This is a genomic window from Pseudomonas sp. ACM7 (assembly GCF_004136015.1).
In the GTDB taxonomy this organism is placed as follows: domain Bacteria; phylum Pseudomonadota; class Gammaproteobacteria; order Pseudomonadales; family Pseudomonadaceae; genus Aquipseudomonas; species Aquipseudomonas frigoris.
The window spans coordinates 2,605,002-2,625,158 of the sequence record NZ_CP024866.1; the positions used below are offsets into that span (position 1 = coordinate 2,605,002).

18 protein-coding genes and 1 pseudogene are annotated in these 20,157 nt (G+C 59.4%); 10 read left to right on the forward strand and 9 right to left on the reverse strand.

The genetic code is table 11. The features are described 5' to 3' along the window. The first annotated feature begins 97 nt into the window (after positions 1-97). Positions 98-1,075, forward strand: a complete 978-nt coding sequence (locus tag CUN63_RS12220; protein ID WP_129439722.1) for an NADPH:quinone reductase — start codon at positions 98-100, stop codon at positions 1,073-1,075. Between the two features lie 117 nt (positions 1,076-1,192). On the opposite strand, the gene CUN63_RS12225 is transcribed toward CUN63_RS12220, so the two are convergent. The 3 genes from CUN63_RS12225 to CUN63_RS12235 form a co-directional block, all read right to left on the reverse strand. Beyond that, positions 1,193-1,750: an L-threonylcarbamoyladenylate synthase gene (locus CUN63_RS12225; protein ID WP_129439724.1), complete on the reverse strand. Its 558-nt coding sequence runs from the start codon at positions 1,748-1,750 to the stop codon at positions 1,193-1,195. Positions 1,751-1,804: 54 nt separating this feature from the next. After that, a complete protein-coding gene (dprA, locus tag CUN63_RS12230; protein ID WP_129439725.1) occupies positions 1,805-2,905 on the reverse strand; it encodes a DNA-processing protein DprA in 1,101 nt (366 codons plus the stop codon). 79 nt (positions 2,906-2,984) lie between these two features. Beyond that, positions 2,985-4,010 carry a LysM peptidoglycan-binding domain-containing protein gene (locus CUN63_RS12235; protein WP_129439727.1) on the reverse strand — a complete coding sequence of 342 codons (1,026 nt, stop codon included), beginning with the start codon at positions 4,008-4,010 and terminating at the stop codon, positions 2,985-2,987. A 172-nt stretch (positions 4,011-4,182) separates the two neighbouring features. On the opposite strand from CUN63_RS12235, the gene def reads away from it, so the two are divergent. The 5 genes and pseudogenes from def to CUN63_RS31685 all read left to right on the forward strand — a co-directional run bounded on the left by def (position 4,183) and on the right by CUN63_RS31685 (position 8,826). After that, entirely contained in the window at positions 4,183-4,689 is a 507-nt protein-coding gene (def, locus tag CUN63_RS12240) for a peptide deformylase (protein ID WP_046056612.1), read from the forward strand. Positions 4,690-4,746: 57 nt separating this feature from the next. After that, positions 4,747-5,706, forward strand: a complete 960-nt coding sequence (gene fmt, locus CUN63_RS12245) for a methionyl-tRNA formyltransferase (protein ID WP_129439729.1) — start codon at positions 4,747-4,749, stop codon at positions 5,704-5,706. After that, a complete protein-coding gene (rsmB, locus tag CUN63_RS12250) occupies positions 5,703-7,013 on the forward strand; it encodes a 16S rRNA (cytosine(967)-C(5))-methyltransferase RsmB (protein ID WP_129439731.1) in 1,311 nt (436 codons plus the stop codon). Before fmt ends, rsmB begins: the two co-directional genes overlap by 4 nt. A 22-nt stretch (positions 7,014-7,035) precedes the next feature. Then, a pseudogene (gene trkA, locus CUN63_RS12255) lies at positions 7,036-8,403 on the forward strand (Trk system potassium transporter TrkA); the annotation flags it as partial. A gap of 108 nt (positions 8,404-8,511) precedes the next feature. Further along, a complete protein-coding gene (locus CUN63_RS31685; protein WP_150657779.1) occupies positions 8,512-8,826 on the forward strand; it encodes a tetratricopeptide repeat protein in 315 nt (104 codons plus the stop codon). Here the strand turns inward: CUN63_RS31685 and CUN63_RS12260 are convergent, their stop codons facing one another. From CUN63_RS12260 to CUN63_RS12270, 3 genes are all read right to left on the reverse strand, one after another. Continuing rightward, positions 8,827-9,066, reverse strand: a complete 240-nt coding sequence (locus tag CUN63_RS12260; protein WP_129439733.1) for a PilZ domain-containing protein — start codon at positions 9,064-9,066, stop codon at positions 8,827-8,829. A gap of 162 nt (positions 9,067-9,228) precedes the next feature. After that, positions 9,229-10,116 carry a lysophospholipid acyltransferase gene (locus CUN63_RS12265; RefSeq protein ID WP_129439735.1) on the reverse strand — a complete coding sequence of 296 codons (888 nt, stop codon included), beginning with the start codon at positions 10,114-10,116 and terminating at the stop codon, positions 9,229-9,231. 40 nt (positions 10,117-10,156) lie between these two features. Further along, positions 10,157-10,714, reverse strand: coding sequence for a DNA-3-methyladenine glycosylase I (locus tag CUN63_RS12270; RefSeq protein ID WP_129439737.1), 558 nt, complete (start codon positions 10,712-10,714; stop codon positions 10,157-10,159). An 81-nt stretch (positions 10,715-10,795) separates the two neighbouring features. On the opposite strand from CUN63_RS12270, the gene glyQ reads away from it, so the two are divergent. From glyQ to CUN63_RS12290, 4 genes are all read left to right on the forward strand, one after another. Next, complete coding sequence (gene glyQ / locus CUN63_RS12275) at positions 10,796-11,749, forward strand: glycine--tRNA ligase subunit alpha (RefSeq protein WP_003213601.1); 954 nt, start codon at positions 10,796-10,798, stop codon at positions 11,747-11,749. Beyond that, the gene (gene glyS, locus CUN63_RS12280) at positions 11,746-13,800 is read left to right on the forward strand and encodes a glycine--tRNA ligase subunit beta (protein ID WP_129439739.1); all 2,055 of its coding nucleotides are present in this window, start codon (positions 11,746-11,748) and stop codon (positions 13,798-13,800) included. The genes glyQ and glyS overlap by 4 nt, the downstream gene beginning before the upstream one ends. A 4-nt stretch (positions 13,801-13,804) precedes the next feature. Continuing rightward, positions 13,805-14,344: a D-glycero-beta-D-manno-heptose 1,7-bisphosphate 7-phosphatase gene (gmhB, locus tag CUN63_RS12285; RefSeq protein ID WP_165353315.1), complete on the forward strand. Its 540-nt coding sequence runs from the start codon at positions 13,805-13,807 to the stop codon at positions 14,342-14,344. Between the two features lie 81 nt (positions 14,345-14,425). Beyond that, on the forward strand, positions 14,426-15,205 hold the full coding sequence (locus tag CUN63_RS12290) for a 1-acyl-sn-glycerol-3-phosphate acyltransferase (RefSeq protein ID WP_129439744.1): 780 nt from the start codon (positions 14,426-14,428) through the stop codon (positions 15,203-15,205). A gap of 286 nt (positions 15,206-15,491) precedes the next feature. Here CUN63_RS12290 and gyrB read toward each other — a convergent pair whose 3' ends face one another. The 3 genes from gyrB to dnaN are packed head-to-tail and all read right to left on the reverse strand — an operon-like array spanning position 15,492 to position 20,148. Then, a complete protein-coding gene (gene gyrB / locus CUN63_RS12295; RefSeq protein ID WP_129439746.1) occupies positions 15,492-17,915 on the reverse strand; it encodes a DNA topoisomerase (ATP-hydrolyzing) subunit B in 2,424 nt (807 codons plus the stop codon). A 5-nt stretch (positions 17,916-17,920) separates the two neighbouring features. Next, on the reverse strand, positions 17,921-19,024 hold the full coding sequence (gene recF / locus CUN63_RS12300) for a DNA replication/repair protein RecF (protein WP_129439748.1): 1,104 nt from the start codon (positions 19,022-19,024) through the stop codon (positions 17,921-17,923). 20 nt (positions 19,025-19,044) lie between these two features. Continuing rightward, on the reverse strand, positions 19,045-20,148 hold the full coding sequence (gene dnaN, locus CUN63_RS12305) for a DNA polymerase III subunit beta (RefSeq protein WP_017341709.1): 1,104 nt from the start codon (positions 20,146-20,148) through the stop codon (positions 19,045-19,047). Between the last annotated feature and the right edge of the window lie 9 nt (positions 20,149-20,157).

The following is a 20,157-nucleotide window of genomic DNA, read 5'->3' on the forward strand; positions in this document are numbered from 1 at the left end:
CACCTTGCCCCGTCGCAGTTGACGAAGATCAAGCATAGGAGTCCGATAGGGAGCTTCGCGCTACAACTCTAGTAGCTAAGACCTAAGGAGAGTTCTGATGGCTAAGCGTATCCAGTTCCGCGCTCACGGCGGCCCCGAAGTGCTCGAGTATGTTGACTACCAACCCGCCGAGCCCGGTCCGCGGCAGGTTCGCGTGACCAACAAGGCCATCGGCCTGAATTTCATCGACACCTATTACCGCAGCGGTCTCTATGCACCGCCAGCCCTGCCATCGGGCGTGGGCTCGGAAGGCGCGGGCGTGGTCGAGGCGGTGGGCAGTGAAGTCACCCGGTTCAAGGTCGGAGATCGCGTGGCGTATGGCAGCGGTCCATTGGGCGCCTACAGCGACGTTCACGTGTTGCCGGAGGCCAATCTGGTGCATCTGCCGGACGCGATCAGCTTCGAACAGGCCGCCGGCGTAATGCTCAAGGGCCTGACCGTGCAGTACCTGTTGCGTCAGACGTATGAACTCAAGGGTGGCGAAACCATCCTGTTCCACGCTGCCGCGGGTGGCGTCGGTTCCCTGGCCTGCCAGTGGGCCAAGGCCTTGGGTGTGAAGTTGATCGGCACGGTCAGCTCACCGGAGAAAGCCGCACTGGCCAAGGCCAACGGCGCTTGGGCGACCATCGATTACAGTCATGAAAACGTCGCACAACGCGTACTGGAGTTGACCGACGGCAAAAAAGTCCCAGTGGTGTACGACGGCGTGGGCAAGGACACTTGGCTGACTTCGCTTGATAGCGCGGCGCCTCGCGGTCTGGTGGTGAGCTTCGGCAATGCGTCGGGTGCGGTAGACGGGGTGAACCTGGGAATTCTGTCGGCGAAGGGTTCGTTGTACGTGACCCGGCCTACCCTCGCGACTTACGCCAACAATGCTGCAAACCTGCAGTGTATGGCGGATGAGCTGTTTGAGATGATCATCAGTGGCAAGTTGAAGGTGGACATCAGCCAGAAGTATCCATTGGCCCAAGCAGCGAAGGCGCAGACCGAGTTGTCGGGGCGGCGTACGACGGGTTCGACTGTTCTGTTGCCTTGACGGACGCCATCGCGAGCAAGCTCGCTCCCACAGTGGATCGTTGTCGAACACAAATTCTGTGTTCACTGAAGATCTCCTGTGGGAGCGAGCTTGCTCGCGATGAACGATGACGCGGTCTTAATCCGGGCGCACGACATGCCCGGTTGCCAGGTCTCGGATCACGCTCGGGTTCTTGCGCCCACCCAGATTCCCGCCCAACACCAAATCCAACTGCCCACGGAAATACTGCTCCACGCGAATCCGTGTGCGCGCCGCCGGCCGGCCCTGTGGATTGGCCGAGGTCGACACCAGCGGCCCGACCAACGCACACAAATCCCGTACCAGCGGATGATCGCTGACCCGCAGCGCCACCGTTTCATGCACGCCGGTAATCCACTGGGGCAACATATTCTGATGCGGCACCAGCCAGGTGTTCGGTCCCGGCCAAGTGCTGGCCATGCGGTCCATCCACAGCTCCGGGAAGTCTTCGAAGAGGAAGTCGAACTGCCGGATGTTGTCGGCGACCAGAATCAGCCCCTTACCCACAGACCGGCCCTTGAGCATCAACAGACGCTCAACCGCCTCTTCGTCCCATGGGTCGCAACCCAGCCCCCAGACCGCTTCGGTTGGATAGGCAATCACCGCACCTGCGCGAATGGCTTGCGCGGCTTGCTGCACACGCCAACTGTTAACCATGAAAAACTCTCCGGAATAAGGCTCTGCGCAGTTTACCCATCTTCCTTATAAAACCTAGCTCACCCGCGCAAACCAACGCCCGCTTTCGCAGACAGCACGGCCGTCCATTTCCAGCTCCGTCAGCGCTGCCAGCACTTTTGGCAAGGCCCAACCGCTGGTGACGGACAACGCTTCACTGGTGTGGGGCGCCGCGTGAAGCAGCATAAGCAACGGATGTGTCACCGCTGGTGTCGCTGTGGATAACGGCAACTGCTGCCAGCCGCGCAACGCTTCGAGGATATGCTCGATGGTTTCCACCAGCACCGCACCGTCGCGGATCAGCTGATGACAACCCTTTGCGCCCGGGTGATGAATCGACCCGGGAATCGCATACACCTCGCGCCCTTGTTCCGCTGCCAGCCTCGCGGTGATCAGCGAACCGCTGGCGACACTCGCCTCGACCACCAGCACACCCAGGGATAAACCGCTGATGATCCGATTGCGCCGGGGGAAGTTGCTGGCGGTCGGTCCGGCGTCCAGCGGGAACTCCGAAAGCACTGCGCTGCCCGAGGCGATCATGGCGTCTGCCAGTCGTCGATTGCGCTGTGGATAAAACTTTTCAAGTCCCGTGCCAAGTACACCGACCGTTCGCCCGCCCACGTCCAAAGCGGCTTGATGCGCGGCGGCATCAATACCCAGCGCCAGACCGCTGGTAATGACAAAACCGGCGCCGGCCAAACTGCGGGAAAAGGCGGCGGCGGTGTCCATTCCCGGCCGCGAAGCGCGACGGCTGCCGACCATCGCCAGCTGCGGTTTTTCCAGAATGCCGGGATCGCCCGCCACGAATAACAGCGGCGGCGCATCACTGATTTCCGCCAACAGTGCCGGATAGTCAGATTGGTCCCACATCAGTAAATGCTGGCCCGGACGCTCTAACCAGGCCAATGCATGGCTCGCGCCATCACGGATTTCACTGGAGCGCCTGGCCTCCGCGCAAGCGAGTGGCAAACCCAGTGAACGCCAGGCACTGGCCGGCGCGCTGATAGCCTTGGACGCCGAGCCGAAGGCCTCAAGCAATTTCTTGAAACGCGCAGGACCGAGTTCCGGCAGGCGATGCAAACGTAAACGAGCTTCCAGTTCCGCAGGGGAAACCGGTGCAAAAGCAGACAGCGACATGGATCATCCTTGATCGTTATGAGCCCCGTTCAAACGGGAATAAGCTGTGGATAACTCTGTTGGTAACTTGTAGAGCCTGTTAAGGATTTCGCACCTTGTCCAGCACCGCCAGGGAGCGTGATGCGTTGAGCACCAGCCCGTAGCTGAGCTTGTCATAGGTGCGGAAAACCATCAGCAGACCGGCGCGTTCATCCGGGATTTTCAGTGGCTGACCGGTGATCCGGTCACGCACGGTCTCGCCGGTTTTCATCACCACCAACACGTTGCCTTCGGCCAAGCCATCGCGATGGCCCTTGTTCAGCGTGACCACATCCAGCGCGCCAATTTGGGTAACCCCGCGCGGCACGTCGATAATCAACCCGTTGATCTCGGTTTTTGGCGCACTGGGCATGAAGGTCGAGTTTATCGATCGCTCTTCACCGCTGAACAAGCGGTCGCCGAGGCGAACTTCCTGGGTCGTGCGTTGCAGCGCCAGGGTGGCGACATCGCCCTCGGTGGCCACAATCTCGCCACCGCCGATGTCGTCGGCATTGATCCCCAAAAATTCTTTACTGACAGGATCGGTGTAGACCTTGCCCTGACGGAAGATGCCGTAAACCGGCTGAGCCGGATCGAAGTGGCCGCGAGCGAAGATTCGATCACCGGTGCCACTGAGCACGCGTTCGGCATCGCCGGCGACGATATAAGGCGCCTTGTCGAAGTCCTCGACCGTGTCGACGATGCGGTTGCTCAGCAGAAAGCTGTTGATCGACTGCAGCGGAATGCTTGGGATCGCATCGGCAACCGGGCTGCTGCGGATGCGTGGCGACAGCTTGATGGTGCCCCGGGAAGCGCCGCGATTGAGGGTCAGACGTGGTTGCCCGTTGACGTAGACCAGCGACAGCGAGTCGCCGGGGTAAATCAGATTGGGGTTTTCGATCTGTGGATTGGCTTGCCAGAGTTCCGGCCATTTCCACGGTTCACGAAGGAATTTCCCCGAGATGTCCCAGAGTGTGTCACCCGATACCACAGTGTATTGCTGTGGAAAACCTTCCTTGAGTTGCACTTGCCCGTGCGCCAAACCGGCCGAGGCCAGAAGGAGCAAGGCGAGTAGTGATTTCCTCATGCGGTGAATCCCTTTATTATGTGCATTCGCGTAGAACGCCAGAGCCCTCGTGGCTCGCTCCCGACTCTTTACCAAAAAGAGAAGGAAGCTACGTTTTACAACGGTAGCCTGCATCTTCGGACCCGCCAGGCCATCGACCCGACATTACCTCAAACGTGCAGCAATTAAGCTTATGGCCATTTTAGACATCCTCGAATTCCCCGACTCGCGCCTGCGCACTATCGCCAAACCTGTGGCCGTAGTGGACGACGAAGTGCGTCAGTTGGTCGATGACATGTTTGAAACAATGTATGAAGCGCCAGGCATCGGCCTCGCCGCGACCCAGGTCAACGTGCACAAACGTATCGTCGTGATGGACCTCTCCGAAGACCGCAGCGAACCACGGGTGTTCATCAACCCCGAGTTCGAAACCCTGACCGACGAGATGGAGCAATATCAGGAAGGCTGCCTCTCGGTGCCGGGCTTCTATGAAAACGTCGATCGCCCACAGAAGGTCAAAATCAAGGCCCTGGACCGCGACGGCCAGCCTTACGAACTGATCGCCGAAGGCTTGCTCGCAGTGTGCATCCAGCATGAATGCGACCACCTGAACGGCAAATTGTTCGTTGACTACCTGTCCAATCTCAAACGCGACCGAATCAAGAAGAAACTGGAAAAGCTCCATCGCCAGAACGCTTGATGCCCTCCTTTCAAAGGCTTGCTGCGGCAAGCCTTTTTCTTTTGCGAGACCTTTTGAATGACTGAGCCACTGCGCATCGTCTTTGCCGGCACCCCGGAATTCGCCGCCGAACACCTCAAGGCCCTGCTCGACAGCCCTTACGAGATCGTCGCGGTCTACACCCAACCGGACCGTCCGGCGGGCCGTGGGCAAAAGTTGATGCCAAGCCCGGTCAAGCAGTTGGCTCTCGAGAACAACATCCCGGTGCTGCAACCGCCAACCCTGCGCAACGAAGACGCTCAGGCTGAACTGGCCGCGCTCAAGCCTGACTTGCTGGTGGTGGTCGCCTACGGCCTGATCCTGCCGCAAGTGGTGCTGGATATTCCACGCCTGGGCTGCATCAACAGCCACGCCTCCTTGCTGCCACGCTGGCGCGGTGCGGCGCCGATCCAGCGCGCCGTTGAAGCGGGCGACAGCGAAAGCGGTGTGACCGTGATGCGCATGGAACTGGGCCTCGACACCGGGCCGATGCTGCTGAAAGTCACCACGCCGATCACCCCCGAAGACACGGGCGGCAGCCTCCACGACCGTCTGGCTGAAATGGGTCCCCCAGCGGTGATTCAGGCGATTGCCGGCCTCGCTGCCGGCACGCTGGATGGCGAAGTGCAGGACGACAGCCTCGCCACTTATGCTCACAAATTGAACAAGGATGAAGCACGCGTCGACTGGACCCGTCCGGCGGTTGAGCTGGAACGTCTGGTTCGCGCCTTCAATCCATGGCCGATCTGCCACAGCACGCTGAATGGCGAAGCATTGAAGGTGCTGGCTGCGAGCCTCGCCGAAGGGCAGGGCGCTCCCGGTGAAATCCTCAGCGCCAGCAAGGAGGGTTTGATCGTCGCCTGCGGTGAGCAAGCCCTGTGTCTGACTCGTCTGCAATTGCCCGGCGGCAAGGCGCTAAACTTCAGCGACTTGTTCAACAGCCGTCGTGAGAAATTCGCCGTCGGCACCGTCCTCGGTCAAGCGGCGGACGCTCAATGAATCCACGTCTGGCCGCCGCCAAGGCACTTGCTGCTGTTCTTAACGGAAAAGCCTCACTCAACAGTTCTCTGCCAACACAAATGGACAAGGTTGAAGACCGCGACCGCGGCTTCACCCAAGACCTGGCGTTCGGCACCGCTCGCTGGCAGCCACGTTTGTCGGCGCTGGCGGCCAAGTTGCTGCAGAAGCCATTCAAGGCAGCCGACGCCGATGTCGAAGCGCTGTTGCTGGTTGGGCTCTACCAGTTGCTCTACACCCGGGTTCCGGCCCATGCCGCCATCGGCGAAACCGTGGGTTGCGCCGACAAGCTGAAAAAGCCCTGGGCCAAGGCCTTGCTCAACGCCGTGTTGCGCCGCGCCCAGCGTGAAAGCGAAGCGCTGCTGGCCGAGCTGGAACACGATCCTGTGGTGCGCACTGCCCACCCGCGCTGGCTGCAAAAATCCCTGAAGGCTTTCTGGCCCGAGCAGTGGGAAGCCATTTGTGCGGCGAACAACGCGCATCCGCCGATGATCTTGCGGGTCAACCGTCGTCATCACAGTCGCGATGCTTATCTCGGGTTGCTGACCGACGCCGGCATCGCCGCCACGCCGTGTGTTTACAGTCAGGACGGCATCATTCTCGACGCCGCTGCCGACGTGCGCAGCTTGCCGGGTTTCGCAGAAGGCTGGATCAGCGTGCAGGACGAAGCCGCGCAACTGGCCGCCGATCTGCTCGACCTGGCTCCGGGCCAACGGGTGCTGGACGCCTGCTGCGCACCGGGCGGCAAGACCTGCCACATCCTTGAAGCCGAGCCGGCACTTGCCGGCGTGGTAGCGGTGGACCTGGAAGCCAAGCGTCTGGTGCGAGTGCGGGAAAACCTCGCACGCCTGGGCCTGAGCGCCGAACTGATCGCCGCCGACGGCCGCGACACCGCCACCTGGTGGGACGGCAAGCCGTTCCAGCGCATTCTGCTGGACGCGCCGTGCTCGGCCACCGGCGTGATTCGTCGTCACCCGGACATCAAGCTGACTCGCCAACCCGACGACATCGCCGCACTCGCGGTTCTCCAGAGCGAACTGCTCGATGCCATGTGGATAACTTTGGAGGTCGGCGGCATCCTGCTTTACGCCACCTGCTCCACGCTGCCGACCGAGAACACCGAAGTCATCGAAGCCTTCCTCGCTCGCACGCCGGGTGCCCGTGAACTGGACCTCGCGACTCAAGCCGGTATCAAGCAACCTCACGGCCGCCAATTGCTGGCTCAGGAAGGCGGCCACGACGGGTTCTACTACGCCAAGCTGATCAAGATCGCCGCCGCGCGCGGTTAATGGGTTTTAAGGGAGTGACTGGATGAAAATCATCATCCTCGGCGCAGGGCAGGTCGGCGGTTCGCTGGCGGAACACTTGGCCAGCGAGGCCAATGACATCACCGTGGTCGACACTGATGGCGAACGTCTGCGCGACCTCGGTGATCGGTTGGACATCCGCACTGTGCAAGGCCGCGGCTCGCTGCCGACCGTGCTGCGTCAGGCCGGCGCCGACGACGCCGACATGCTGGTGGCGGTGACCAACAGCGACGAAACCAACATGATTGCCTGCCAGGTTGCCCACTCCCTGTTTCACACCCCGACCAAAATTGCCCGGGTTCGCGAAGCTGCCTACCTGACTCGCTCCGAGTTGTTCGACAACGAAGCGATTCCGGTGGACGTGATGATCAGCCCGGAGCAAGTGGTCACCCATTACATCAAGCGCCTGATCCAGCATCCGGGCGCCTTGCAGGTGATCGACTTCGCCGAAGGCAAAGCCCAATTGGTGGCGGTCAAGGCGTACTACGGCGGCCCGCTGGTGGGCCAGCAACTGCGACAGTTGCGTGAGCACATGCCGAATGTCGAAACCCGGGTGGCGGCGATTTTTCGTCGTGATCGGCCGATCCTGCCGCAGGGCGATACGGTGATCGAGGCGGACGACGAAGTCTTTTTCATCGCCGCCAAGGCGAATATTCGCGCCGTGATGAGCGAAATGCGCCGCCTCGATGAGAGCTACAAACGCATCGTCATCGCGGGCGGCGGGCAGATCGGTGAGCGTCTGGCCGAGGCTATCGAAAGCCGTTACCAAGTGAAGATCATCGAGATGAACCCGGCCCGCTGCCGTCATCTCTCGGACACCCTCGACAGCACCGTGGTACTGCAGGGCAGCGCTTCGGATCGGGATCTACTGCTGGAAGAGAACATCGCCGACGCTGACCTTTTCCTGGCCCTGACCAACGACGACGAAGCCAACATCATGTCCTCGCTGCTGGCCAAGCGCCTGGGTGCGAAGAAGGTGATGACCATCATCAACAACCCGGCCTACGTCGACCTGATCCAGGGCGGCGACATCGACATCGCCATCAGCCCGCAATTGGCGACCATCGGCACCTTACTGGCCCACGTGCGCCGTGGCGATATCGTCAGCGTGCACTCATTGCGCCGGGGCGCGGCGGAAGCCATCGAGGCGATTGCCCACGGTGATGAGAAGTCGAGTAAGGTCATTGGCAAGTCCATTGAGAACATTGGTCTGCCGCCGGGAACCACCATCGGCGCGATCATCCGCGACGAAGAAGTGATCATTGCCCACGACGACACGGTGATTGCGGCGGGTGACCATGTGATTCTGTTCCTTGTGGATAAGAAGCATATTCGGGATGTGGAAAAGCTGTTCCATGTGGGGTTGAGCTTTTCTAATTCAAAATCGCCAAGATCGCAGCCTTCGGCAGCTCCTACGCCGATCTCTGTAGGAGCTGCCGAAGGCTGCGATCTTTTGATCTTCGCTTCAAAGGACTCCACCATGCTCGAATCCCTGGAAAAAATGCTCGCCAAGGGTGTGGATAACTCATTGCTGCGCTTCGGGCTGGGCAAGGGTTATCTGGATCTTGGGGAAAACGCCAAGGCCGCTGAGCATTTCCAGCGTTGCGTCGAATTCGATCCGAAGTATTCAGCAGCCTGGAAGCTTTTGGGCAAGGCCCATCTGGGGCTGAAGGATTTCGCGGCGGCACGTCAGGCGTGGGAACAGGGCCTGGAAGCCGCTCGCGCCCATGGCGACAAGCAGGCCGAAAAGGAAATGACGGTGTTTCTGAAGAAGCTTGAGCGTCAGGCTCACTGATCAGAGGTATCGCAGGCCAATGCCCTCTGCATCCACCAGCACCACTTCCATGCGCACGCGCGGCGCGCCTGTGGATAAGTCCTGCACCTGACCGTACACCACCGCGCCCTTGGGCAATGTCGACAGGCCCGGATGCTTGACGTAGACGCCTGTCGTCGAAAGGTTACGCGTCTGGCCCAGGCATTCGCCGAAGCTGTGGTGACTGATCTTGATGCGAAAGGATTTGCGGTGTTCGGACATCTGTTGCGCCCTTATTGAACGTGTTGTGGATAAGCCGATGAGCAAGATCAAAAGATCAAAAGATCAAAAGATCAAAAGATCAAAAGATCAAAAGATCAAAAGATCAAAAGATCGCAGCCTGCGGCAGTTCCTACGGGTTATCCACAGATCGTGCCAGCCTTATCAGTACCAGCGTTCTTCGCCGGGTGGACGCTTCTTGAAGCGCTTCATGCTCCACATGTACTGGCTCGGATACGCCCGCACATAGCGCTCGACCACCTGGCTCATGGCCGCGCAGGACGTCTCGGTATCGGTGCTGTACATGGCCTCTGGCGCGGCTTCGAGGATCACTTTGTAACCCGAACCATCCGGCAGACGTAGCGCATGCAGGAACACGCCGACCGCTTTGCCGCCGGCGAGCATGTTCGGTACGAACTTGCTGGTCAGGGCCTGTGTGGCGAAGAACGGCACGAAAATCCCGGCGGATTCGGACGGTTCCGGGTCAGCGGGAATGCCCACTGCACCACCTTTGCGCACTTCCTTGATAACACTGAGGATGCCTTCCTTGGTGGAAGCGGCCACCCGGTTGCCCAATTGCACCCGCTGCTTGCGCAGCAAATCATCCACCGCCTTCAACTTCGGCGGGCGATAGAAAATGATCGGTTTGCACTGGCTGCAATAGAAGTGGTTCAACACTTCCCAGTTGCCCAGGTGGCTGGTGATGCCAACGACCCCTTTGCCGGAGGCGAGGGCGTCCTTCAATACGTCGAGACCTTCGACTTCACGCACCAGGTCGATGGAGCGCTGGGCCGGCCAGATCCAGGCGCAGGCGCTTTCGGTCAGGGATTTGCCGATGTCTTTCAGGCTTTGGCCTACCAGTCGCTCCCGTTCAGCCGCGTCCATGTCCGGGAAACACTTGGCGAGATTGATCCGCACCACATCGCGGGAACGGTTGGGGGTTTTCCACATGACCCAGCCGATGGCCGAGCCCACGGCCTGCACTGCCCGCCACGGGAGCAGGGCAAACAGCCGCAGAGCGCCTACCAGCAAGGCGCCTTTAAACTTATCCACAGGTCACTCCTGATCTTGTGCTGTGCGCGAGGCGGCTATTCTAACCGCCGTTCGCCAGCACCGCGTAGCGATCGCAATCCTGAGTGTGGTCCATGACCATGCCCGAGGCCTGCATCAGTGCGTAACAAATAGTCGGGCCGACGAACGTGAAACCGGCCTTTTTCAGGCCTTTGCTCATCTCCACGGCGGTCGGCGTCACGGCCGGCACTTCGCTGCGGTCCTTGAAATGGTTGATCACAGGCTTGCCGTCGACGAAGGACCAGAGAAACGCCACCGGATCCTCCAGCGCCAGCCAGGCCTGGGCATTGCGCCGGGCCGCATTGAGTTTGAGGCGATTGCGAATGATGCCCGGATCGAGCATCAATTCATCGATTTCGGCGTCGCTCATCTGCGCCACGCGCTGTACGTCGAAGCCGAACATTACCTGACGATAGTGCTCACGTTTACGCAGCACGGTGATCCAGGAAAGGCCGGCCTGGAACCCTTCGAGCAAAAGCAACTCGAACAATCCCTGCGCATCGCGTAGCGGCGTACCCCACTCCTGATCGTGATAAGCCATGTACAGCGGATCTTCGGAACACCAAAAGCAGCGTGGCATAAGGCTCCAGGGGGCGTGCGCAGGACCGAATCGGGTATACTCCCGCTCTTTAAATCGCAGCCCAAGAAACAGGTGAATTTCGTGAGCCAGCCTACGCCAGCCGTGCGTACCTTCCAAGACTTGATCCTCGCCCTCCAGCAATACTGGGCCGAGCAAGGTTGTGTGGTACTTCAGCCCTACGATATGGAAGTAGGCGCCGGGACTTTCCACACTGCCACGTTCCTGCGCGCCATTGGCCCGGAAACCTGGAACGCCGCTTATGTGCAGCCCAGTCGTCGCCCGACTGACGGCCGCTACGGCGAAAACCCGAACCGTCTGCAGCACTACTACCAGTTCCAAGTCGTGCTGAAGCCGAACCCGGACAACTTCCAGGAACTGTACCTGGGCTCCCTCAAGCATGTCGGCCTGGACCCACTGGTCCACGACATTCGCTTTGTTGAAGACAACTGGGAATCGCCGACCCTCGGCGCCTGGGGCCTGGGTTGGGAAGTCTGGCTCAACGGAATGGAAGTGACGCAGTTCACTTACTTCCAGCAAGCGGGCGGTATCGAGTGCTACCCGGTGACCGGCGAGATCACTTACGGTCTCGAGCGTCTGGCCATGTACCTGCAAGGCGTGGATTCGGTCTACGACCTGGTCTGGGCTGACGGTCCGTTCGGCAAGGTGACCTACGGCGACGTGTTCCACCAGAACGAAGTGGAGCAGTCGACCTACAACTTCGAACACGCCAACGTCGAGAAGCTGTTCGAGCTGTTCGACTTCTACGAAAGCGAAGCCAAGCGCCTGATCGAACTCGACCAGCCGCTGCCGTTGCCGAGCTACGAAATGGTGTTGAAGGCCTCCCACACCTTCAATCTGCTGGATGCGCGCCGGGCAATCTCGGTGACCGCGCGTCAGCAATACATTCTGCGTGTCCGCACCCTGGCGCGTTCCGTTGCGCAAGCCTACCTGCTGGCTCGCGCCAAGCTGGGCTTCCCGATGGCGACCCCGGATCTGCGTGACGAAGTGTTGGCTAAGCTGGAGGCTGCACAATGAGTGCTCAAGATTTTCTGGTTGAACTGGGCACCGAAGAACTGCCACCCAAAGCCCTGAACACCCTGGCCGACGCGTTCCTGGCCGGTATCGACAAGGGCCTGCAAGCCGCTGGCCTGAACTACGAGACCAAAACCGTCTACGCCGCGCCACGTCGTCTGGCTGTGCTGATCACCTCGCTGGCTACCCATCAGCCGGATCGCAGCATCAACCTCGACGGCCCGCCACGTCAGGCCGCGTTCGATGCCGAAGGCAACCCGACTCAAGCAGCCTTGGGCTTCGCCAAGAAGTGCGGCGTCGACCTGAGCGAAATCGATCAGAGCGGCCCGAAACTGCGCTACAGCCAAAGCATTGCCGGCAAGCCAACCGCGAGCCTGCTGCCGACCATCGTCGAAGATTCCCTGAACGACCTGCCTATTCCCAAGCGCATGCGCTGGGGTGCTCGCAAGGAAGAATTCGTTCGTCCGACTCAGTGGCTGGTGATGCTGCTCGGTGACCAGGTCATCGATTGCACGATCCTTGCCCAGAAGTCCGGCCGCGATTCCCGTGGTCACCGCTTCCATCACCCGGAAAGCGTGCGCATCACCTCGCCGGCCAACTACCTGACCGACCTGCGTGCCGCTTATGTATTGGCCGATGCCAACGAGCGTCGCGAGCTGATCAGCAAGCGCGTCGAAGAGCTGGCGACGATGCAGGAAGGGACGGCGATCGTCCCGCCAGCGTTGCTCGACGAAGTGACCGCGCTGGTTGAATGGCCGGTGCCGCTGGTGTGCTCGTTCGAAGAGCGTTTCCTCGACGTGCCGCAAGAAGCCCTGATCACCACCATGCAGGACAACCAGAAGTACTTCTGCCTGCTGGATGCCGACGGCAAGTTGCTGCCACGTTTCATTACCGTGGCCAACATCGAAAGCAAAGACCCGCAGCAGATCATCGCCGGTAACGAGAAAGTGGTTCGCCCACGCCTGACCGACGCCGAGTTCTTCTTCAAGCAAGACAAGAAGCAAAAACTCGAAGATTTCAATCTGCGTCTGCAGAACGTGGTGTTCCAGGAAAAACTCGGCAGCGTCTACGACAAGGCCGAGCGCGTTTCCAAACTCGCTGCGTTTATTGCTCAACGCATTGGCGGTAACGCCGCATGGGCTTCCCGGGCCGGCCTGCTGTCCAAGTGCGACCTGGCGACCGAGATGGTCGGTGAGTTCCCGGAGATGCAAGGTGTCGCCGGTTACTACTACGCCCTCAACGACGGCGAGCCGGAAGAAGTTGCACTGGCACTGAACGAGCAATACATGCCGCGCGGTGCCGGTGCGGAACTGCCGACCACCCTGACCGGTGCGGCCGTGGCCATCGCGGACAAGCTCGACACGCTGGTGGGCATTTTCGGCATCGGCATGCTGCCAACCGGCAGCAAAGACCCGTATGCCCTGCGTCGTGCCGCACTGGGTGTGTTGCGCATCCTGATCGACAAGAAGCTCGACCTCGACCTGAACGACGCCGTGGCTTTCGCCGTGAATGCGTTCGGTACCAAGGTCAAGGCTGCCGGCCTCAATGATTCGGTGCTGGAGTTCATCTTCGACCGTCTGCGTGCCCGTTATGAAGACGAAGGCGTTGATGTCGGGACTTACCTGTCGGTGCGTGCCCTGAAACCAGGTTCGGCGCTGGACTTCGATCAACGCGTACAAGCGGTAGAAGCCTTCCGCAAATTGCCGGAAGCCGCTGCCCTGGCCGCGGTGAACAAGCGCGTTTCGAACTTGCTGAGCAAGGTCGAAGGCTCTGTTCCTTCGGTCGTGGAAGCCAAGTACTTCGACAACGCCAACGAGTTCTCGCTGTACTCGGCGATCCAGCAGGCTGACCAGGCTGTCCAGCCGATGGCGGCGGCGCGTCAGTACAGCGAATCGCTGGCACGTCTGGCTGCCTTGCGCGAGCCAGTGGATGCGTTCTTCGAAGCCGTAATGGTCAACGCTGAAGATGCCAAGGTCCGAGCCAACCGTTATGCGTTGCTGTCGCGCCTGCGAGGGCTGTTCCTCGGCGTCGCCGACATTTCGCTGCTGGGCTGAGGGGCTGCTGTTGAAACTGCTGATTCTCGATCGGGACGGGGTGATCAATTACGACTCCGACGCTTACATCAAGTCGGTGGAGGAGTGGATTCCGCTCCCGGGTTCGATCGAAGCCATCGCGCAGTTGAGCAAGGCTGGCTGGACGGTAGCGGTGGCTACCAACCAGTCGGGCATCGCTCGCGGCTATTACGACATCGCCACCCTGGACGCCATGCACGAGCGCTTGCGCGAGCGGGTGGCGGAGCAGGGCGGTGAAGTCGGGCTGATCGTATATTGCCCGCACGGGCCGGACGATGGCTGCGATTGCCGCAAACCAAAACCCGGGATGTTGAAAACCATTGCCGCGCATTACAACGTATCGCTGACCAATCTTTGGTTCGTCGGCGATACCCTTGGTGACCTGGAGGCCGCCAAAGCCGTCGATTCTCAGCCAGTTTTGGTAAAGACCGGGAAAGGCGAAAAGACTTTGGGCAAGACCCTACCGGTAGGCACCTTGATTTTTGACGATCTGGCGGCGATTGCCGCAGAACTTATCCACAACTAAGGCTCTTCTGACATCCTGGCCAAGGACTGATCGGGAGTGCGCTTGAATAGGCGGGCAGTGCCCGCAACGGTAAATGTCGCCATGTCGATACTGCAGGCCATCAGATCCTTCCTCTTTTACCTGCTGCTGGGCACCAGCTCCTTGCTCTGGTGCAGCCTGAGCTTTTTTATCGCGCCTTTTCTGCCGTTCAAGGCGCGGTATCGCTTCATCAATGTTTACTGGTGCCGCTGCGCCTTGTGGCTGAGCAAGGTTTTCCTGGGCATCAGCTACGAAGTGAAGGGCGCCGAGAACGTACCTGACCAGCCCTGCGTGATTCAGTCGAACCACCAGAGCACGTGGGAGACGTTCTTTCTATCCGCCTACTTTGAGCCATTGAGCCAAGTGCTCAAGCGCTCATTACTGTTTGTGCCGTTCTTCGGCTGGGCCATGGCCATGCTGCGACCAATCGCCATCGACCGCGACAATCCGAAAGCCGCGCTCAAGCATGTGGCGAAGAAGGGCGATGAACTGCTGAAAGACGGCGTCTGGGTCCTGATCTTCCCAGAGGGAACGCGCGTTCCTTACGGCACCATCGGAAAATTCTCTCGCGGTGGTACCGCTTTAGCCGTCAACGCCGCACTTCCAGTGCTGCCGATTGCGCACAATGCTGGCAAGTTCTGGCCGAAAACCGGTTGGGCGAAGAAGCAGGGCGTCATCACCGTGATCATCGGTGAGCCGATGTACGCCGTGGGCAGTGGGCCGCGCGCCATTGCCGATCTGAATGACCGGGTGCAGAGCTGGAATGAGCAGATGCAACGGGAAATGGGCTCGCTGCCAGCAGCCCCTGCGGCCCCCTCCGCCAACGATCAGGTTGCTGTCTGAGATTCTGTGGATAACCTGTGTACCGTTTTGTCGAAAAGTAGCGTTTTTTGTTTTTAAGCTTATGATTTATATACATATTTCCTAAACACATAAAACGCCGGAAATGGTGCATAAGTTTTTTTCGGGCGCAAAAAAACCGGCTGATATAGCCGGTTTTTTTATGCCTGCGATTTGCTGGATTTCAGGCTTCGAACAAACGGCACGTGGGGCCTGCTTTCACGGAATCGCAGAAATAAAAAAGGCCAACGCTGAGTGTTGGCCTTTTTCGTTTGGCAGGTTCGCTGGATCAGAAGTCCAGGTTGGAAACCGCCAGGGCGTTGCTTTCGATGAAGTCACGACGAGGCTCGACCGCATCACCCATCAGGGTGTTGAAGATCTGGTCCGCGCCAATGGCGTCTTCGATGGTCACTTTGAGCATCCGGCGCTGTGCTGGGTCCATGGTGGTTTCCCACAGCTGATCCGGGTTCATCTCACCCAGACCTTTGTATCGCTGGATGGTGTGACGCTTGGTGCTTTCGGCCATCAGCCATTCAAGGGCTTCCTTGAACTCGGTGACCGGCTTCTTGCGCTCGCCACGCTGGATATACGCGCCGTCGTCCAGCAAGGTGCTCAATTGAGCGCCCAGCGATACAACGGTCTTGTAGTCGTTACTGCCGAAGAAGTCGCGGTTGAAGGTGACGTAGTTCGACAAGCCGTGGGAGATCAGTTCGACCTCTGGCAGCCAGACGTTACGTTCACGGTCTTCACGCAGGCTGGCTTTGTAGACCAGGCCGGACTTCTCGACGGTGCGCAGGCGAACTTCGTACTGGGCCATCCAATCCTGCATCGCAGCGTGATCGGACAATTGCTCCAGGCTAACAGCAGGCAGGTAGATGAAGTGCTCGGTCAGCTCCTGTGGGTACAGGCGCGACAGACGCTTGAGGGTCTTCATCACCAGACGGAAGTCATTCACCAGACGCTCGAGGGCTGGTCCGGAAATACCCGGGGCTTCCTCGTTCAGGTGCAGGCTCGCATCTTCCAGGGCCGACTGCGTCATGTACTCTTCCATGGCGTCGTCGTCTTTGATGTATTGCTCTTGCTTGCCTTTCTTGACCTTGTACAGCGGTGGCTGGGCGATGTAGATGTAGCCGCGCTCGATCAGCTCCGGCAACTGACGGAAGAAGAAGGTCAGCAGCAGGGTACGGATGTGCGAACCGTCGACGTCAGCATCGGTCATGATGATGATGTTGTGGTAACGCAGCTTCGCGATGTTGTACTCATCGCGTCCAATGCCACAGCCCAGCGCGGTGATCAAGGTGCCCACTTCTTGCGAAGAGATCATCTTGTCGAAGCGCGCCTTCTCGACGTTCAGGATCTTTCCCTTGAGAGGCAGGATGGCTTGGGTCCGGCGGTTACGTCCCTGCTTGGCGGAGCCGCCAGCAGAGTCACCTTCCACGAGGTACAGTTCGGAAAGAGCAGGGTCTTTTTCCTGGCAGTCAGCCAGTTTGCCCGGCAGGCCGGCGATATCCAGCGCGCCTTTACGGCGGGTCATCTCACGGGCTTTACGCGCCGCTTCACGAGCGCGAGCCGCATCGATCATCTTGCCGACGACCAGTTTGGCTTCGTTCGGGTTTTCCAGCAGGAAGTCGGAGAAGTACTTGCCCATTTCCTGTTCGACTGCGGTCTTCACTTCGGAAGAAACCAGCTTGTCTTTGGTCTGGGAGCTGAACTTCGGATCCGGCACTTTAACCGAAATGATCGCGGTCAGGCCTTCACGGGCATCGTCACCGGTGGTCGCGACTTTGTGCTTCTTCGCCAGACCTTCGGCTTCGATGTAGGTGTTCAGGTTACGCGTCAGAGCGGAACGGAAACCCACCAGGTGAGTACCGCCATCGCGCTGTGGAATGTTGTTGGTGAAGCACAACAGGTTCTCGTTGAAGCTATCGTTCCACTGCAAGGCGATTTCCACGCCGATGCCGTCTTCGCGCTGGATGTTGAAGTGGAACACCTGGTTGACCGGGGTCTTGTTGGTGTTCAGGTATTCAACGAACGCACGCAGGCCACCCTCGTACTTGAACAGCTCTTCCTTGCCGCTGCGCTCATCCTTGAGGACGATGCCGACACCGGAGTTGAGGAAGGACAGTTCACGAATCCGCTTGGCCAGGATGTCCCAGCTGAAGTGGATGTTCTTGAACGTCAGGTCGGACGGCTTGAAGTGAATCTGGGTGCCGGTGCTTTCACTCTCACCGACGATTTTCATCGGTTCTTTTGGAACACCGTGAATGTAGGTCTGTTCCCAGATTTTGCCGCTGCGGCGAACGGTCAAGACCAGCTCTTCGGACAGGGCGTTCACCACCGACACACCTACACCGTGCAGGCCGCCGGATACTTTGTAGGAGTTGTCGTCGAATTTACCACCAGCGTGCAGCACGGTCATGATGACCTCGGCTGCCGAGACGCCTTCTTCTTTATGCACGTCTACCGGGATACCACGACCGTTGTCGCGAACGGTGATGGATTCGTCCGGGTGGATGATGATGCTAATGTCGTCGCAGTGGCCAGCGAGCGCTTCATCGATGGAGTTGTCGACTACCTCGAAGACCATGTGGTGCAGACCGCTACCATCGTCGGTGTCACCAATGTACATACCGGGACGTTTGCGTACGGCATCCAGGCCTTTCAGCACTTTAATGCTCGTTGAGTCGTAGGTATTCGTATTTTCTTCGCTCAATGCCTTCACTCCCGATGGTCGTGGGTCTGGGTGATACGGCCCTGTTCCACGTGGAACAGAGCGACTGGCGTATCCGTCTGCCAGCCTTCCCTCAATAATTCGTGATCTACACAGGTGATAAACACCTGGCAGCGTAAGTCTTCCAGCAAGCGGCAAAGCGCGCGGCGGTGGTGCTCGTCCAGTTCGGACGGCAGGTCATCCACCAGATAAATACACTGGCCTCGTCGGGCCTGGCTGACCAAGTGCCCTTGGGCAATCCGCAATGCACAGACCACCAGCTTCTGCTGACCGCGAGACAAGATGTCCGCGGCGTTATGTGCGCCCAATCTAAGACGCAAATCAGCACGCTGTGGTCCGGCTTGGGTATGACCCATTTGCTGATCCCGCTGAAGGGACCCGGCGAGCACTGCACTCAACTCGCGGTCTTTGTCCCAACCTCGGTAATAGCTGAGCGTTAAGCCCTCGAGCTCAACCAGTTCGCTCAAGGTCTGTTCAAAGACTGGTTTCAAGGCTTTGATATAAGCGCGGCGGTATTCATCAATTTCAGCGCTGGCCTGGCACAGCTCCCTGTCCCAAACCGCTTGCGAAACGGCGTCAAGTGTACCATGCCGCAGCCAAGAGTTTCTCTGGCGCAGGGCCTTCTGCAAGCGCTGCCAGGTGGACATGAATCGTGGTTCCACGTGGAACACGCCCCAGTCGAGAAACTGCCGACGAATCTTCGGTGCGCCTTCCAGCAATCGAAAACTGTCAGGGTTGATCAACTGCAGCGGCAGGATTTCCGCCAGTTGCGCCGCGCTGCGAGCATTCTGCCCGTCGATGCGAATCTGGAACTCCCCTTGACGGTCTCGGGAGATCCCCAAGGCGCTGTGCCCACCCTCGGCCATCTCCACCTGACCAAACACCGTACAGGCGAGCTGCTCGTACTGGATGACCGGTAACAGGCGGGTGCTACGAAACGAACGGGCAAGCCCCAGCAGATGAATGGCTTCCAGAACACTGGTTTTGCCGCTGCCGTTGGCGCCGTAAAGAATGTTGATTCGGGGGGAGGGGGAGAAGGTCACCGGGTGCAGATTGCGCACCGCGGTGACAGAGACACGACTTAAGGACATCTAGCTTCTGCTGAGCATGATTACAGACGCATCGGCATGACAACGTAGGCCGAGTCGTCGTTGTCGGACTCTTGCACCAGCGCACTGCTGTTGGAGTCGGACAGGATCAGACGAACCTGCTCAGTGGTCATGACGCCCAACACGTCGAGCAGGTAGCTCACGTTGAAGCCGATTTCCAGATTTCCGCCGTTGTACTCGACGCCCACTTCTTCTTCCGCTTCTTCCTGTTCCGGGTTGTTCGCCTGGATCTTCAGTTGACCATTGGCCAGTTGCAGACGGATGCCGCGGTACTTCTCGTTGGACAGAATCGCGGTACGGCTGAACGCTTCACGCAGGGCCTGACGATCGCCGAGTACCAGCTTGTCGCCGCCCTTAGGCAGAACACGCTCGTAGTCCGGGAATTTGCCGTCGACCAGTTTCGACGTGAAGGTGAACTCGCCAGTGGTCGCACGAATGTGGTGCTGACCCAGTACGATACTGACGATGCCGTCCGGCTCAGTCAGCAGGCGCGCCAGCTCAAGGATACCTTTACGTGGCACGATGACCTGATGGCGATCCGGCTGACCGATATCAGCCTGCATCGAGCACATGGCCAGACGGTGACCGTCGGTGGCCACGGCGCGGATGATGCCAGCCGAGACTTCCAGCAGCATGCCGTTGAGGTAGTAACGCACGTCCTGCTGGGCCATCGCGAAGCTGGTGCGCTCGATCAGACGACGCAGTTTGCTTTGCTCAAGGCTGCACGTCAGCGAGCCGGGGCCTTCTTCCACAGTCGGGAAGTCATTGGCCGGCAGGGTCGACAGGGTGAAGCGGCTACGGCCGGCCTTCACCACAAGCTTCTGCTCGTCGACCTTGATGTCGATCAGCGCATCGTTCGGCAAGCTTTTGCAGATATCCATCAGCTTGCGCGCAGGCACAGTGATGGAACCTGGATCGGCAGGCTCTTCGAGTTGTACACGACCGACCAACTCGACTTCCAGGTCGGTACCGGTCAGCGACAATTGCTGGCCTTCGACAACCAGCAGCACGTTGGAGAGCACCGGCAAGGTCTGTCGGCGCTCGACGACGCCTGCGACCAGTTGCAGGGGTTTCAACAGGGCTTCGCGTTGAATGGTGAAATGCATGGTCTAGTC

Excerpts from the sequence above, each read along its gene's own strand:
- CUN63_RS12220 (WP_129439722.1), top strand. The coding sequence starts at position 98 with ATGGCTAAGCGTATCCAGTTCCGCGCTCACGGCGGCCCCGAAGTGCTC.
- CUN63_RS12225 (WP_129439724.1), bottom strand. The coding sequence starts at position 1,750 with ATGGTTAACAGTTGGCGTGTGCAGCAAGCCGCGCAAGCCATTCGCGCA.
- dprA (WP_129439725.1), bottom strand. The coding sequence starts at position 2,905 with ATGTCGCTGTCTGCTTTTGCACCGGTTTCCCCTGCGGAACTGGAAGCT.
- CUN63_RS12235 (WP_129439727.1), bottom strand. The coding sequence starts at position 4,010 with ATGAGGAAATCACTACTCGCCTTGCTCCTTCTGGCCTCGGCCGGTTTG.
- def (WP_046056612.1), top strand. The coding sequence starts at position 4,183 with ATGGCCATTTTAGACATCCTCGAATTCCCCGACTCGCGCCTGCGCACT.
- fmt (WP_129439729.1), top strand. The coding sequence starts at position 4,747 with ATGACTGAGCCACTGCGCATCGTCTTTGCCGGCACCCCGGAATTCGCC.
- rsmB (WP_129439731.1), top strand. The coding sequence starts at position 5,703 with ATGAATCCACGTCTGGCCGCCGCCAAGGCACTTGCTGCTGTTCTTAAC.
- CUN63_RS31685 (WP_150657779.1), top strand. The coding sequence starts at position 8,512 with ATGCTCGAATCCCTGGAAAAAATGCTCGCCAAGGGTGTGGATAACTCA.
- CUN63_RS12260 (WP_129439733.1), bottom strand. The coding sequence starts at position 9,066 with ATGTCCGAACACCGCAAATCCTTTCGCATCAAGATCAGTCACCACAGC.
- CUN63_RS12270 (WP_129439737.1), bottom strand. The coding sequence starts at position 10,714 with ATGCCACGCTGCTTTTGGTGTTCCGAAGATCCGCTGTACATGGCTTAT.
- glyS (WP_129439739.1), top strand. The coding sequence starts at position 11,746 with ATGAGTGCTCAAGATTTTCTGGTTGAACTGGGCACCGAAGAACTGCCA.
- CUN63_RS12290 (WP_129439744.1), top strand. The coding sequence starts at position 14,426 with ATGTCGATACTGCAGGCCATCAGATCCTTCCTCTTTTACCTGCTGCTG.
- recF (WP_129439748.1), bottom strand. The coding sequence starts at position 19,024 with ATGTCCTTAAGTCGTGTCTCTGTCACCGCGGTGCGCAATCTGCACCCG.
- dnaN (WP_017341709.1), bottom strand. The coding sequence starts at position 20,148 with ATGCATTTCACCATTCAACGCGAAGCCCTGTTGAAACCCCTGCAACTG.